We start from the raw sequence: 15,911 nt of genomic DNA on the forward strand, positions 1-15,911 counted from the left end.
ATAGATTATGGCAACTACTACACTGCTAAATACAAAACAGCAAGCTGCACAGTTTGCAAATTCAGTTGCAGATAGAGCTAAGGAAAATATTGATGCTGCAAAAGAACAATTGCAAAAGGCGTTAGATAAATTAGGGAAGACAGGTAAGAAATTAACTTTATATATCCCTAAGAATTACAAAAAAGGAAATGGTCTTACTGCGCTTATAAAAGCAGCACAGAAGTTAGGGATTGAAGTATATCATGAAGGGAAAGACGGCCCGGCATTAACTAATGGTATTTTAAATACTGGGAAAAAATTACTTGGTCTTACCGAACGAGGTTTAACTTTATTTGCTCCGGAATTAGATAAATGGATTCAAGGTAATAAACATTTAAGTAATTCTGTGGGTAGTACTGGAAATTTGACAAAAGCGATAGATAAGGTTCAGAGTGTTCTTGGTACGTTACAAGCGTTTTTGAACACCGCATTTTCGGGCATGGATTTAGATGCCTTAATTAAAGCCCGTCAAAATGGTAAAAATGTAACAGATGTACAGCTAGCAAAAGCCAGTCTTAACCTGATTAATGAATTGATTGGTACTATTTCTAGCATTACAAATAATGTAGATACTTTTTCTAAACAACTTAATAAGTTAGGTGAAGCACTAGGACAAGTAAAACATTTTGGTAGTTTTGGAGATAAATTAAAGAATTTACCTAAGTTAGGTAATCTTGGAAAAGGTTTAGGTGCATTATCCGGTGTATTGTCGGCTATATCAGCGGCTCTATTACTTGCAAATAAAGATGCTGATACTGCAACGAAAGCAGCGGCTGCAGCTGAATTGACAAATAAAGTGCTAGGTAACATCGGTAAAGCGATCACACAATACTTGATTGCTCAACGTGCTGCAGCGGGGCTTTCTACTACGGGACCTGTCGCAGGGTTAATTGCCTCTGTGGTCAGCTTGGCAATCAGCCCTTTGTCTTTCCTAGGTATTGCGAAACAATTTGATCGTGCGAGAATGCTTGAGGAATACTCGAAACGCTTTAAGAAATTTGGTTATAACGGCGATAGTTTACTTGGTCAATTCTACAAAAATACAGGGATCGCAGATGCTGCGATTACAACGATTAACACTGTATTAAGTGCTATTGCAGCAGGGGTTGGTGCAGCCTCCGCCGGTTCTTTAGTTGGTGCGCCAATCGGTTTGTTAGTGAGTGCGATTACCAGCTTAATTTCAGGAATTCTTGATGCTTCTAAACAAGCCGTTTTTGAACATATCGCGAATCAGCTCGCCGATAAAATTAAAGCATGGGAGAATAAGTACGGTAAGAATTACTTTGAAAATGGCTATGATGCCCGTCATTCTGCCTTCTTGGAAGATTCACTAAAATTATTTAATGAGTTACGTGAAAAATATAAAACCGAAAATATATTATCTATCACTCAACAAGGTTGGGATCAGCGCATTGGTGAATTAGCAGGTATCACTCGTAATGGAGATCGTATTCAAAGTGGTAAAGCTTATGTGGATTATTTGAAAAAGGGTGAGGAGCTTGCAAAGCATAGCGATAAATTCACTAAACAGATTTTAGATCCAATCAAAGGTAATATTGATCTTTCGGGTATAAAAGGTTCTACCACTCTAACTTTTTTAAATCCGTTGTTAACCGCAGGTAAGGAAGAACGGAAAACACGTCAGTCAGGTAAATATGAATTTATTACTGAATTAAAAGTAAAAGGACGTACCGATTGGAAGGTAAAAGGTGTTCCTAATTCTAATGGTGTATATGATTTTTCTAACTTAATTCAACATGCCGTTACACGTGATAATAAAGTTCTAGAAGCAAGATTAATTGCTAATTTGGGTGCTAAAGATGATTATGTTTTTGTCGGATCCGGTTCAACAATAGTTAATGCTGGAGACGGTTATGATGTGGTGGACTATAGTAAAGGTCGCACCGGTGCATTAACAATCGACGGTCGTAATGCTACTAAAGCCGGACAATATAAGGTTGAAAGAGATCTTAGCGGTACTCAAGTCTTGCAGGAAACCGTATCAAAGCAAGAAACTAAACGAGGAAAGGTTACCGATCTACTTGAATATCGTAACTATAAATTAGATTACTATTATACGAATAAGGGCTTTAAAGCTCATGATGAATTAAACTCAGTAGAGGAAATTATCGGCAGTAAATTACGGGATCATTTTTATGGTTCTAGATTTAATGATGTTTTCCATGGTCACGATGGTGATGATGTGATTTATGGTTATGATGGTGATGACCGCTTATATGGAGATAATGGTAATGATGAGATCCATGGAGGAAAAGGCAACGACAAACTTTATGGTGGCGCCGGCAATGACAGGCTCTTTGGTGAATATGGTAACAACTATCTAGACGGTGGTGAAGGCGACGACCATTTAGAAGGGGGGAATGGTTCCGATATTCTAAGAGGTGGAAGTGGCAATGATAAATTATTTGGAAACCAAGGAGATGACTTGCTTGATGGCGGAAAAGGTGATGATCAACTTGCCGGTGGAGAAGGAAATGATATTTATGTTTACCGTAAGGAATATGGCCACCACACTATTACGGAACATAGCGGTGATAAAGATAAATTATCATTAGCAAATATCAACCTCAAAGAGGTGTCATTTGAACGTAACGGCAATGATCTACTATTGAAAACAAATAATAGAACAGCAGTAACATTTAAAGGATGGTTTAATAAACCTAATTCGTCGGCGGGGTTAAATGAGTATCAAAGAAAACTTCTTGAATACGCACCTGAAAAGGATCGTGCACGACTTAAGAGACAATTTGAGTTACAGCGAGGTAAAGTCGACAAATCACTCAATAATAAAGTTGAAGAAATTATCGGTAAAGATGGGGAGCGGATTACTTCGCAAGACATTGATAATCTTCTTGATAAAAGTGGGAATAAAAAGACAATTTCACCTCAAGAGCTTGCCGGGCTTATTAAGAATAAAGGTAAGTCAAGTAGCCTTATGTCTTCTTCTCGTTCGTCAAGTATGCTTACACAAAAGTCTGGTTTGTCAAATGATATTAGTCGTATGATTTCAGCAACCAGTGGTTTTGGTTCATCCGGTAAAGCGTTATCCGCTTCGCCATTGCAGACCAATAATAACTTTAACTCTTACGCAAATTCGTTAGCAACTACTGCTTAATGAGTTATTGGCTTTTTAGTGATTCCGCATATTTGTATGTGTGGAATCACTGTTTTTCAGGATATGTAATGGACTCACAGAAAAATACTAATCTTGCCCTTCAGGCATTGGAAGTACTGGCTCAATATCATAATATTTCAATTAACCCTGAAGAAATAAAACATAAATTTGATATAGATGGGCATGGGCTGAACCAAACTAAATGGTTGCTTGCAGCAAGATCACTTGGATTAAAAGTAAGAACTACGAACAAAACAATTGATAGATTACCTTTTTTACATTTACCGGTATTGGCTTGGCGTGATGATGGTGACCACTTTATTTTATTGAAAATAGATCAAGAAACCGATCGTTACCTCATTTTTGATCTAATGCAAAAAAATCCTATTGTTTTAGACAAAAATGAATTTGAAGAACGTTATCAAAGCAAGGTGATTTTAGTTGCGTCACGCGCATCTATTGTAGGAAATTTAGCAAAATTCGATTTTACCTGGTTTATTCCTGCTGTAATTAAATACCGCAGAATTTTTATAGAAACGTTAATCGTTTCTATATTTTTGCAAATTTTTGCACTGATTACACCGCTATTTTTTCAAGTCGTGATGGATAAGGTCTTGGTTCACCGTGGATTTTCAACATTGAATGTGATTACAGTGGCTCTTGCTATTGTAGTCTTATTTGAAATAGTCTTGGGGGGGCTGAGAACCTATGTGTTTGCTCATAGCACAAGTCGTATTGATGTCGAACTGGGAGCAAGACTTTTTCGTCACTTATTAGCTTTACCGATTTCTTATTTTGAAGCTCGTCGGGTTGGGGATACGGTGGCTCGTGTTCGTGAATTAGATCAAATTCGGAATTTCTTAACAGGGCAGGCACTTACCTCTATTTTAGACTTGTTATTCTCTTTTATTTTCTTCGCCGTTATGTGGTATTACAGCCCAAAATTAACATTAGTTGTACTCGGTTCTTTACCTTGTTATGTCATTTGGTCTGTTTTTATTAGTCCTATTCTTAGGAGACGGCTTGATGATAAGTTCGCAAGAAATGCCGACAATCAGTCTTTTCTTGTTGAATCAGTGACTGCCATTAATACAATTAAAGCGATGGCTATTTCTCCTCAAATGACTAACATTTGGGATAAACAGTTAGCGAGTTATGTTGCTGCGAGTTTTAAAGTGACTGTACTTGCAACGATCGGACAGCAAGGTATCCAACTGATCCAGAAAGCCGTTATGGTGATCAACCTATGGCTTGGCGCACATTTAGTTATTTCCGGTGATTTAAGTATTGGTCAGCTAATTGCATTTAATATGCTTGCGGGGCAAATTATTAGCCCTGTGATTCGTTTAGCCCAGATCTGGCAAGATTTCCAACAGGTCGGTATTTCTGTTACTCGCTTAGGTGACGTGCTTAATTCGCCTACAGAGAATAATACCGCCTCAGTATCATTACCAGAAATCCAGGGTGAGATTAGTTTTAGAAATATTAAGTTCCGCTATAAACCGGATTCCCCTATGATTTTAAACAATATTAACTTAGATATCAGCCAGGGAGAAGTGATTGGTATTGTTGGTCGTTCAGGTTCGGGAAAAAGTACGCTTACTAAACTCATCCAACGTTTTTATATTCCGGAGCAGGGGCAGGTCTTAATTGACGGTCACGATTTGGCGCTAGCCGATCCAAACTGGTTGCGCCGGCAAGTCGGTGTCGTCTTGCAAGATAATGTGTTGCTTAATCGAAGTATCAGAGAGAATATTGCGTTAACCAATCCGGGAATGCCAATGGAAAAGGTTATTGCCGCGGCAAAACTTGCGGGAGCGCATGATTTTATTTCTGAATTAAGAGAAGGTTATAACACGGTTGTGGGGGAACAGGGAGCCGGTCTGTCCGGAGGACAACGTCAACGGATCGCGATAGCAAGGGCACTAGTCAATAACCCAAGGATTTTGATTTTTGATGAAGCAACCAGTGCACTTGATTACGAATCTGAAAATATCATTATGCATAATATGCATAAAATTTGCCAAAATCGTACTGTGCTTATCATTGCTCACCGCCTTTCTACTGTAAAAAATGCTGATCGCATTATTGTGATGGACAAAGGTGAAATCATCGAACAAGGCAAGCATCAAGAATTACTGAAAGATGAAAAAGGTTTTTACTCTTATTTACACCAATTACAAGTAAATTAAAGGAACGAACGATAATGAAAACTTGGCTTTTGGCATTGTATGATGTGCTTTCCCGTTATAAAAACGTGTGGAATGAAACTTGGAAAATTCGTAAACAGCTTGATTCTCCGGTTAGAGAAAAAGATGAAAATGAATTTCTGCCCGCGCATTTGGAATTAATTGAAACACCTGTATCAAATGCACCACGATTCGTGTCTTATTCCATTATGCTCTTTTTAACTTTAGCGATTATTGTTTCTATTTTTAGCAATGTGGAAATTATCGCAACGGCTTCAGGAAAATTCGCACTAAGCGGGAGAAGCAAAGAAATTAAACCGATTGAAAACTCATTGGTTAAAGATATTTTTGTGAAAGAGGGCGAATACGTGAAAAAGGGTGAACTATTGTTAAAACTGACCGCACTTGGTGCCGAAGCGGATACGTTAAAAACGAAGACATCGCTTTCTCAGGCTAAACTGGAGGAATTTCGTTATAAATCTTTATTGGAAGCTGTTGAAAAAGATCAATTACCAATATTAGATTTTTCTAAAATTGATTTGCCTTTTATGACGGAAAACGATCAAAAAAGAGTGACTTTACTGATTGAAGAACAATTCTCTACTTGGCAAAAACAACGCCATCAGAAAACCTTGAATCTTAATAAAAAAGAAGCGGAAAAACTCAGTTATTTGGCACGAATAAAAAAATATGAAGGTCTGATTAATACAGAGCAAGTCCGATTGGATGATTTTAGAGCCTTATATAAGGAACATGCTATTGCAAAACATACAGTTTTAGATGAAGAGAATAAATATCAGGATGCAATCAATGAGCTTGAGGTATATAAGGCGAGTTTAATGCAAGTTGAAAACGAAGTTTTATTGGCCAAGGAAGAGCAGGAATTAGTCACACAATTGTTCAAAAATGATATTTTAGACAAGCTAAAACAGGCGACGGATAATGTGAATTTATTGACATTCGAACTAGACAAAAACAATCAACGCCAGCAAGTCTCTGAAATTCGAGCTCCTGTATCAGGTACTGTACAACAATTAAAAGTTCACACAATAGATGGCGTTGTTACTACGGCTGAAACATTAATGGTAGTTGTGCCGGAAGAAGATTCCCTTGAAGTCACCGCACTTATTCAAAATAAAGATATTGGTTTTGTGAAAGAAGGGCAAGAGGTTGTAATTAAGGTCGAAGCCTTCCCCTATACCCGTTATGGTTATTTAACGGGAAAAGTGAAAAATATTACTTTAGATGCGATTGAACATCCAAAGCTTGGACTTGTATTTAATACGATTATTGAACTGGATAAAAAAACACTTTCTGCCGAAGAAAAAGAAATCCCACTTTCCGCAGGGATGGAAATTACTGCAGAAATTAAGACAGGCATGAGAAGCGTTATAAGCTATCTACTTAGCCCATTAGAAGAATCTATTGATAAAAGTTTAAGAGAACGTTAATTATAAAAGATAGAATATAACATTCCGGTTTTCCACAATGCATCAAAAGTCTAAATTGAAAATAGATTTGGTTAGAACAGTATAAAACTGTGACTTGATGATGGATTTATAATTGAAAGCGCATTACCAATCTTTGCTAACGTCTGCAAGCCAAAAGCCTGTTGTAGTTTTTTAGTGCAAAAGTGCGGTGGATTTACCCGGTGTTTTTTATCCTGCTTTATTGGGATTAAAATGTGATCTAAATCACATAATTGTCTTCTTGAATTAAAAACTGTGATCTTTATCACATTTTTAAAAATTGTTGGTTAAAAAATATTGTGATGCAGTTCACATTTACGCCGAAAAAAGTTTCTGACAAAAATTTCCTTGTGCTATTTTGACCGCACTTTAAACCTGTGACGGAGACAATTATGTTATCAGCAAATGCAAAAGTGAAGATTCAAAGCTTCGGACGCTTTTTATCTAATATGGTGATGCCGAATATCGGCGCGTTTATTGCCTGGGGTTTTATTACGGCATTATTTATCCCGACCGGTTGGTTGCCAAATGAAACCTTGGCCAAACTAGTCGGCCCGATGATTACGTATTTACTGCCGTTATTAATCGGTTATACGGGCGGTAAATTAATCGGCGGCGATCGTGGCGCGGTAGTCGGTGCGATTACCACGGCAGGGGTGATTATCGGGACTGATATTCCGATGTTCTTGGGGGCGATGATTGCCGGTCCGACAGGCGGTTGGGCGATTAAATCCTTTGATAAATGGGCGCACGGTAAAATCAAAAGCGGTTTTGAGATGTTGGTCAACAACTTCTCTTCCGGCATTATCGGGATGATTCTGGCGATTTTGTTCTTCTTTGTGGTCGGTCCGGTGGTGAAATCCTTAACCGAAGTGTTGGCGGCAGGCGTAGAAGTGTTGGTTGATAACAACTTGTTGCCATTAACCTCCATTTTCGTTGAACCGGCGAAGATCTTATTCTTAAACAACGCCATTAACCACGGTATTTTCTCACCGCTGGGTATTCAACAATCACAAGAATTCGGTCAGTCTATTTTCTTCTTAATCGAAGCGAATCCGGGCCCGGGCTTGGGTGTGCTGTTAGCCTATATTTTCTTCGGTAAAGGATCTGCCAAACAAACCGCAGGCGGTGCGGCGGTGATTCACTTCCTCGGCGGTATTCACGAAATCTATTTCCCTTATGTGTTAATGAATCCGCGCTTGTTGCTTGCCGTCATTGCCGGCGGGATGTCCGGCGTGTTTACGTTGACTTTATTTAATGCAGGCTTAGTGTCACCGGCATCTCCGGGATCCATCATTGCGGTGTTGCTTATGACACCGAAAGCATCCTTAGTGGGCGTGATCAGTTCCGTAGTAGTGGCTTGTGCGGTTTCCTTCACCTTGTCCGCCTTCTTCCTGAAAATCCAAAAAGAAGAATCTACCAATTTGGAAGAAATGCAAGCGGCGTCTAAAGCCATGAAATCCGGTAACCTCAATCAAGGTGTAGTGACCGATTATAAAGGCTTAACCAAAATCTATGTGTCTTGCGATGCGGGCATGGGTTCCAGTGCCATGGGCGCGAGTATGTTACGCAAAAAAGTGAAAGACGCGGGCTTGCCGTTGGATGTCACTAACGTAGCGATTAACGATTTGCCGGAGGATGCTCGTTTGGTCATCACTCACCAGGATTTAACCTTGCGTGCGAAAAAACAAGTGCCGAACGCCATGCACTTATCCTTAACCAACTTCCTGGATAACAAATTCTACGACAGCTTGGTGCAGGATTTGAAAGAGCAATTAACGGCGCAACCGAAACCGGAAGCGGCACAGGCGCAAGAAGATGTGGTGGAAGTGAACGGTACGAAATTCACGTTAACGCCGGAACAAATTTTCTTAGGCTTAAAAGCCGATAACAAAGAAGATGCCATTCGTTTTGCCGGTGAGCAATTAGTCAAAGCGGGTTTTGTTGAACCGAGTTATGTCGATGCCATGTTTGAGCGTGAAAAACTGGTATCCACTTATCTTGGCGAAGGCGTTGCCGTGCCGCATGGTACTATTGAAGCGAAAGATGCGGTGCTGAAAACCGGTATCGTGGTGTGTCAATATCCGGAAGGCGTGCGCTTCACCGGCGAAGAGGACGGCATTGCCAAATTAGTGGTGGGGATTGCGGCGAAAAATAATGAGCATATTCAAGTGGTATCGGCGATTACCAACGCCTTGGACAGCGACGAAGCCATTGAATTATTAACCACCACCAATGACGTAGAAAAAGTGTTGGCGCTACTCAAAGCCTAAAAGTGCGGTTGGTTTTAAACGTGTTTTTACAGGCGACAGGCAATGCGGTATGTCGCCTTACTTAAAGGATAAATAACATGAAAGCATTACATTTCGGTGCGGGCAATATCGGTCGCGGATTTATCGGAAAATTGTTGGCGGACAGCGGTGTTGAAGTGATTTTTGCCGATGTGAATGATAAGGTGATTGACCTGCTGAAAACGCAACAGTCCTATCATGTCAAAATCGTCGGCGACAGTGTGAATACGGTGGAAGAAGTCACTAACGTTACCGGTATTAATTTTAAAGATGAAAATGCCGTGATTGAGTTATTCAAAACGGTGGATTTAGTCACCACCGCCGTAGGACCGAATGTGCTGAAAATTATCGCCGGCACAATTGCAAAAGGCTTGGTAGCCCGTTTTGCCGCCGGTAACAACACGCCGTTAAATATTATCGCTTGCGAAAATATGGTGCGCGGCACAACTTTCTTAAAAGAGCAGGTTTTCGCCCACTTAACGCCGGAACAAAAAGCCAAAGCGGAAGAATTGGTCGGTTTCGTGGATTCTGCCGTGGATCGTATCGTGCCGCCGGTGCAAGCGGATGAAAGCGATCCTTTATTGGTTACCGTGGAAGAATTCAGCGAATGGATCGTAGATGAAACTCAGTTTAAAGGGCAAATCCCGGCAATTCGCGGCATGGAAAAAACCGATAATCTGATGGCATTTGTGGAACGCAAATTGTTCACCCTGAACACCGGACACGCCACCACGTCTTACTTAGGCAAGCTAAAAGGCTATCGCTTCGTAAAAGAAAGCATTGAAGACGAAGCCATTAAAGCGGACGTGAAAGCTACCATGCAGGAAAGCGGCGCGGTGCTGATTAAACGTTACGGTTTTGCTCCGCAGGCGCACGCGGCGTATATTGAAAAAATCTTAAAACGCTTTGCGAACCCGTTCCTGGTGGATGACGTGGATCGTGTGGGGCGCGAGCCTTTGCGCAAATTAAGCTATAACGACCGCTTAATCAAACCGTTGCGCGGCACATTGGAATACGGCTTGCCGAATCAGCATTTGGTCAATGCCATTGCCGCTGCCTTAGCGTATCGCAACGAACAGGATCCGCAAGCCTTGGAATTGGCGGAATCGCTTGCCGAAAACGGCGTCGCAGAAACCGTGCGTAAATATGCCGAGTTGCAGGACGATGCCGTGATTGAACGTATCGTAGAGGCTTATCAGGCGATTTAAGCGAAGTAGGGCGAATGAATATTCGCCCTCGCTGTTTTGTGAAATTTAAGACAATGGGTTTTTAAAAGGATTTTCAGATGTCGATTGATCAGGCTTATGAAAAATTAAATGGCGCAATGTCTCTCCGCGGTTTCATCACCGTCTCCGTTGTGATTTTTGATGAAGCTGTAGATGAATTGATTAACCGTGTTTTTCGTAAAACGGATTTCGTCGTGAAATCCGTGGTGGATTCCCTGTTTGAAACCTCCGGCCCGCTTTCCGATTTAAGCATTCGCTTAAAAGTGCTGCTGGGTTTAGGCATTGTGGAACAGCCGGTGTTTGCCGACATTCTTCATTTTATCGGGTTAAAGGAAACCTTAAATAACGACGAAAAAGACTATGATTTTTCCGATGATATTATTTTGGATTTCGCCCGCCATTTACATTTATTGGAAGATAAACAGCTCCTTGATTTTCCGCCTGAAACCGAAAATCAGGATTCTTTGCTTTACCAAATTAAACGTCAGCGTAAAGAAAAAGTTATCCGCTCCAGCCTCATTCTCACCATTACCGATATTTGCGAACGCCTGCAAGTGGAAAGCCCGTTGTAGGTTTTAGGGGCAAAAGTGCGGTCAAAAATTCAAGTGTTTTCTAATCACCGAAAAACAAAAGACCTGAATCGGTTTCAGGTCTTTTTTAGCATCAGAAAATGCTTTAGGCGATTTCCGCCAGTTTCACCGGGCGTCCTTCATCAAGAGAACGTTTTGCCGCCAACGCGATCAGCACAGGTTGCAAGCCGTCGTTGCCGTTGACTAAAGTCGGTTTGTCGTTTACTACGGAATCCACAAAGCACGCCATTTCATCGGCGAAAGATTGCATATAGCGTTCTAGGAAGAAATATTTCGGTTTTTCGGCAATCACGCCCGCTTCACAGGAATACACGGCGGTGGAATCGGTATCATTGCGGGTTTGTATCACGCCTTTCGAGCCGAACACTTCCGCCCGTTGGTCGTAGCCGTAAACCGCTTTGCGGCTGTTGTCGATCACACCGATTGCGCCATTCGCCAGTTTTAAGGTGATGACGGCGATGTCAATATCGCCGGCTTTGCCGATTTCAGGATTCACCAGCACGCCGCCCGCCGCGTACACTTCCACCACTTCGCTGCCGGATAAATAACGGATCATGTCGAAATCGTGAATGGTCATGTCAAAGAACATCCCGCCGGATACTTTAACGTATTCAATCGGCGGTGCGTCAGGGTCGCGTGAGGTAACGCGGATTAAGTGCGGTTCACCGATGTCGCCGTTTTCCACGCGGGTCTTGATAGCTTTAAAGTTGTGGTCAAAACGACGGTTGAATCCTACCTGGAATTTCACGCCCGCTTTTTCCACTTCGGCTAAGACTTCTTTAATTCGATTCACATCGGCGTCCACCGGTTTTTCACAGAAAATGTGTTTGCCGGCACGAGCGGCTTCAATGGAAATCGGTGCGTGGGTGTTGGTGGAAGAACAAACCAACACAGCATCAATTTCAGGATCCTGCAGAATGTGTTTGTAGTCTTCATAAACGTGCGGAATGCCCATGCCTTTCGTCCATTGTTTAAGCTCATCGGTGACGCGCACATCGGAAATGCATGAAGGATATCAAGTGGGTATTATTCCTCATACGGATCTGACACAAGAACGCATTCTTGAATTGGCTTCAGGCTAATTTTTTTATTTATCAGGGTCGGTTTTTAATTAGAAAATGAGAGGTTTATTATGGAAAACGTGACATTGAAGAAAATTATCAATGCTTATGGAATGGTCCTAATTTTAATTCTTCTCTTTTTGGGCTTATCTGTTTCAATTGATGGTTTTTTCTCAGCAAGAACAGTGTGGAGTATTGTTGAACAAGTCTCTATGTTCGGTATTATTGCCATTGGGGTGACATTTATCATTATTACTACCGGTATTGATTTGTCATCAGGCTCAGTGGTCGCATTAACTGCTGTAGTTTCCGCGTCAGTGGTAACGGGCGGCGATACTTTTTCTGCCGCATTACTGGCTTTTGCAGTGTCTATTTTAATTGGTGCCGGATTGGGGTTAATTAACGGTGGGCTTACGGCAATTGGCAGCATTCCGCCGTTTATCGCCACATTGGGGATGATGATTATTGCACGTGGTGCAGCGCAACTTTATTCTGATGGTCGTCCGATTGACGCTTCTTCCGAAGCCTTTACCTGGATTGCCGATGTCAATATTTTAGGGTTGCCGGGATTGGTACTGTTATACATTTTAATTGTGATCGTCAGCCATATTTTACTCAGCCGTTCAACATTCGGTCGCCATGTTTATGCTGTTGGCGGAAACTTAAATGCAGCTAAAATTTGTGGTATTAACACCAATCGAACTTTAATCTGGGTTTATATCCTTGGCGGAGCGCTATCCGGTTTAGCCGGCGCATTGTTGGCGGCGCGTACTTATGCAGGTAACCCGTCTTATGGCTTGGCGTGGGAGCTTGATGCCATTGTGGCAGCCGTTATCGGCGGGGTTTCCTTAAGTGGTGGTTTCGGTACGATCCCAATGTGCGTTATCGGCGCATTGATTATCGGTACAACCAATAAAGGATTAAATATGCTCGGCGTTGACCCTTATTGGCAACAAATTGTTAAAGGGGCGATTATCGTTGTCGCCGTATTACTTGATACCTTAAAACGTCGTAAAAAAGGATAATTTTTTTGACCGCACTTTTACTGGAAAAAAGAAAAGCCTAGAAAATATTTCTAGGCTTTTTTGTGGAACTCACAACGGTGAATTAATAATCCTTTGGATCATAACCAAAATAAGCGCGGGTGAGGATGTCTTCCATATCGGTAACCATCGGTAAACGAGGGTTTGCCGGGGAACATTGGTCTTCAAAGGCGAGCAGTGCCACATCACGACGGGCATCCATCCACGCTTTTTCATCCAAGCCTTGTTCTTTGAAAGACATCTTAATGCCACAACGCACAGCTAAATCGTAGCAGGCTTGTGCGTAAGAACGCACGCCTTCTTCCGGTGTGCTGCAAGGCAAGCCGAGCATACGGGCGATGTCTTGGTATTTTACATCTGCTTTGTAGTAATTATATTTCGGCCACGTAGCGGTTTTTTCCGGGCAGGTACCGTTATAACGAATCACGTGCGGCATTAAAATCGCGTTGGTGCGTCCGTGTGGTGTATGGAAGCGACCGCCGATTTTGTGGGCAAGGGAGTGGTTCATCCCTAAAAACGCATTGGCGAATGCCATACCTGCCATGGTGGAGGCGTTATGCATTCTTTCGCGCGCTTCCTGATCTTTTTCGGTCACAGATTTTTCCAGGAACTCAAACACCAGTTTAATGGCTTGCAAGGCAAGACCATCGGTGAAGTCGCTGGCAAGAATGGATACATAAGCTTCGGTGGCGTGGGTTAATACGTCCAAGCCGGTGTCGGCGGCGACATGTGCCGGTACAGTGATCACTAATGCCGGATCCACAATGGCGACGGTCGGGGTAAGCGAGTAGTCGGCAATCGGGTACTTTTTATTACCTTCGGTGATAACCGCAAACGGTGTCACTTCAGAACCGGTACCGGATGTTGTCGGAATACCGATAAATCTGGCTTTACGACCTAGTTGCGGGAATTTAAACGCGCGTTTACGTATATCCATGAATTTCTGTACCAAATCGCGGAAATCCACTTCTGGTTGTTCATAGAATAACCACATCACTTTTGCCGCATCCATTGCCGAACCACCACCCAGAGCGATAATGGTATCCGGTTTGTAGTTACGGATTAACTCCGTACCACGGCGTACGGTTTCAATGGACGGATCCGGTTCTACATCGGCAAATAATTGGTAGGTTACGTGATTGCCACGAGCCGTAATTTGGTGGGCGATTTTTTCTACGAAACCTAAGTCCACCATGGTACGGTCGGTGACGATGACCACGCGTTCCATGCCGCCCATGGATTGAAGATATTGAATTGAATCCCGTTCAAAATAGATTTTTGACGGCACTTTAAACCATTGCATATTGTTTCTCCGTCTGCCTACTCGTTTAATGTTAATTAAATTGACCGCACTTACGTTGTTGCCCACGGAATTTTTACCATAAGAACCACAACCTAACGTGAGGGAAGGCAGGAAGGCGTTATACACATCACCGATACCGCCGAAGGTGGAAGGCGAGTTCCAGATAACGCGAATGGCTTTCACCCGTTTACCAAATTCTTTGGCAAGCTCCGCATCGGAGGTGTGAATGGCGGCGGAGTGACCCAAACCATGGAATTCCACCATTTGTTCCGCTTTTTCAAGACCGTCTTCACGGGAGGTAGATTTAATTAAAGCCAGTACCGGAGAAAGTTTTTCACGGGTTAGCGGCTCTTTTTCGCCCACTTCTTTACATTCGGCAAGCAGAATATTGGTTCGCGGTGGCACTTTGAAGCCCGCCTGTTCCGCAATCCAGGCGGCAGGTTTACCCACCACATTGGCATTCAGTTTCGCGCCGCCACAGTTCTTGCTGTTGGCTTTTGTGCCGAACATGAATTCTTCCAGCATGGCTTTTTCTTTCTTGTTCACCATATAAACGCCGTAAGAAAGCATTTCTTTTACAAAATCGTTATAGATTTCTTCATCGACGATGGCCGCCTGTTCGGAGGCGCACACCATGCCGTTATCGAAGGATTTAGACATCACGATGTCGTGCACTGCTTGTTTTAAGTTGGCGGATTTTTCCACATAAGCCGGCACGTTACCTGCACCGACGCCCAATGCCGGTTTGCCGCAGGAATAAGCAGCTTCTACCATGGCGTTCCCGCCGGTGGCAAGGATGGTGGCGATGCCCGGGTGTTTCATTAATGCGGATGTGCCTTCCATAGATGGTTTTTCGATCCATTGAATACAATTTTTCGGCGCACCGGCGGCAATAGCAGCTTCATACACAATGCGGGCGGCGTGCGCGGAAGATTGTTGGGCGGAGGGATGGAAGGCAAAAATGATTGGGTTACGGGTTTTTAGCGCAATGAGGGACTTGAAAATGGCGGTGGATGTCGGGTTGGTTGTCGGGGTGATCCCACAGATGACGCCCACAGGATCGGCGATTTCGGTGATGCCTGTTTCATCATTTTCACTTATTACGCCGACGGTTTTTAAATGCCGCATATTGTTCACGACATATTCACAGGCGAATAAATTTTTGGTCGCTTTATCCTCAAATACGCCACGCCCGGTTTCTTCATAAGCGTGCATTGCCAGCACACCATGTTGATCCAGCGCCGCCACAGAGGCTTTCGCCACAATGTAGTTCACCTGCTCTTGGTTTAATTGGCGGAATTCTTCCAGCGCAACCAAACCTTTTTCAACCAGAGCATTCACTTCTGCTTGTGCAGGACTTACTGCATTTTCAACATTACTCATAATGTTTTCTCCTAAAGTTTAAAAATTAAAATATAACTACTTAGAATTATATTGTATGCACAAGTGATCTTAATCACATTTTTTGGTGATTAGCTGAAATGTTTGATCTGGGTCAAAAAACAAACTGCTTTGACTACCGTTATTTATTTGGGGTTGATTGGATTGGCGCGGTTATGCTGGT

General features: G+C 42.5%; 8 protein-coding genes and 2 pseudogenes. 8 read left to right on the top strand and 2 right to left on the bottom strand.

The features are described 5' to 3' along the window. Positions 1–7 precede the first annotated feature (7 nt). From ltxA to A3CS_RS0102270, 6 genes are all read left to right on the top strand, one after another. Positions 8–3,175, top strand: a complete 3,168-nt coding sequence (gene ltxA / locus A3CS_RS0102245; protein WP_005537925.1) for an RTX family leukotoxin LtxA — start codon at positions 8–10, stop codon at positions 3,173–3,175. A 68-nt stretch (positions 3,176–3,243) separates the two neighbouring features. Beyond that, a complete protein-coding gene (locus tag A3CS_RS0102250) occupies positions 3,244–5,367 on the top strand; it encodes a type I secretion system permease/ATPase (protein WP_005588600.1) in 2,124 nt (707 codons plus the stop codon). 14 nt (positions 5,368–5,381) lie between these two features. Further along, the gene (locus tag A3CS_RS0102255; RefSeq protein ID WP_005545615.1) at positions 5,382–6,815 is read left to right on the top strand and encodes an HlyD family type I secretion periplasmic adaptor subunit; all 1,434 of its coding nucleotides are present in this window, start codon (positions 5,382–5,384) and stop codon (positions 6,813–6,815) included. Positions 6,816–7,225: 410 nt separating this feature from the next. After that, positions 7,226–9,106, top strand: coding sequence for a PTS mannitol transporter subunit IICBA (locus A3CS_RS0102260; RefSeq protein ID WP_005545617.1), 1,881 nt, complete (start codon positions 7,226–7,228; stop codon positions 9,104–9,106). A gap of 77 nt (positions 9,107–9,183) precedes the next feature. Then, positions 9,184–10,332 carry a mannitol-1-phosphate 5-dehydrogenase gene (locus A3CS_RS0102265; protein ID WP_005537916.1) on the top strand — a complete coding sequence of 383 codons (1,149 nt, stop codon included), beginning with the start codon at positions 9,184–9,186 and terminating at the stop codon, positions 10,330–10,332. Positions 10,333–10,409: 77 nt separating this feature from the next. After that, complete coding sequence (locus A3CS_RS0102270; RefSeq protein ID WP_005537910.1) at positions 10,410–10,922, top strand: MltR family transcriptional regulator; 513 nt, start codon at positions 10,410–10,412, stop codon at positions 10,920–10,922. A 103-nt stretch (positions 10,923–11,025) separates the two neighbouring features. Here A3CS_RS0102270 and iolG read toward each other — a convergent pair. After that, positions 11,026–11,943 (bottom strand): annotated as a pseudogene (gene iolG, locus A3CS_RS0102275) (inositol 2-dehydrogenase); the annotation flags it as partial. Between iolG and A3CS_RS1000000112435 the strand changes: the two are divergent. Continuing rightward, positions 11,936–12,022: pseudogene (locus A3CS_RS1000000112435) on the top strand (ATP-binding cassette domain-containing protein); the annotation flags it as partial. The pseudogenes iolG and A3CS_RS1000000112435 sit on opposite strands and share 8 nt — an antisense overlap. Positions 12,023–12,072: 50 nt before the next feature. After that, positions 12,073–13,026 carry an ABC transporter permease gene (locus tag A3CS_RS0102285; RefSeq protein WP_019518198.1) on the top strand — a complete coding sequence of 318 codons (954 nt, stop codon included), beginning with the start codon at positions 12,073–12,075 and terminating at the stop codon, positions 13,024–13,026. An 82-nt stretch (positions 13,027–13,108) separates the two neighbouring features. Here the strand turns inward: A3CS_RS0102285 and adhE are convergent, their stop codons facing one another. Then, positions 13,109–15,730 carry a bifunctional acetaldehyde-CoA/alcohol dehydrogenase gene (gene adhE / locus A3CS_RS0102290; RefSeq protein ID WP_005545638.1) on the bottom strand — a complete coding sequence of 874 codons (2,622 nt, stop codon included), beginning with the start codon at positions 15,728–15,730 and terminating at the stop codon, positions 13,109–13,111. Positions 15,731–15,911: the final 181 nt, after the last annotated feature.

It is taken from the genome of Aggregatibacter actinomycetemcomitans DSM 8324 (assembly GCF_000372365.1).
In the GTDB taxonomy this organism is placed as follows: domain Bacteria; phylum Pseudomonadota; class Gammaproteobacteria; order Enterobacterales; family Pasteurellaceae; genus Aggregatibacter; species Aggregatibacter actinomycetemcomitans.

Bases quoted from the DNA above. Each gene is read 5' to 3' on its own strand.
- A3CS_RS0102255 (WP_005545615.1), top strand. From the start codon at position 5,382: ATGAAAACTTGGCTTTTGGCATTGTATGATGTGCTTTCCCGTTATAAA.
- A3CS_RS0102250 (WP_005588600.1), top strand. From the start codon at position 3,244: ATGGACTCACAGAAAAATACTAATCTTGCCCTTCAGGCATTGGAAGTA.
- A3CS_RS0102265 (WP_005537916.1), top strand. From the start codon at position 9,184: ATGAAAGCATTACATTTCGGTGCGGGCAATATCGGTCGCGGATTTATC.
- adhE (WP_005545638.1), bottom strand. From the start codon at position 15,730: ATGAGTAATGTTGAAAATGCAGTAAGTCCTGCACAAGCAGAAGTGAAT.
- A3CS_RS0102285 (WP_019518198.1), top strand. From the start codon at position 12,073: ATGGAAAACGTGACATTGAAGAAAATTATCAATGCTTATGGAATGGTC.
- A3CS_RS0102260 (WP_005545617.1), top strand. From the start codon at position 7,226: ATGTTATCAGCAAATGCAAAAGTGAAGATTCAAAGCTTCGGACGCTTT.
- ltxA (WP_005537925.1), top strand. From the start codon at position 8: ATGGCAACTACTACACTGCTAAATACAAAACAGCAAGCTGCACAGTTT.
- A3CS_RS0102270 (WP_005537910.1), top strand. From the start codon at position 10,410: ATGTCGATTGATCAGGCTTATGAAAAATTAAATGGCGCAATGTCTCTC.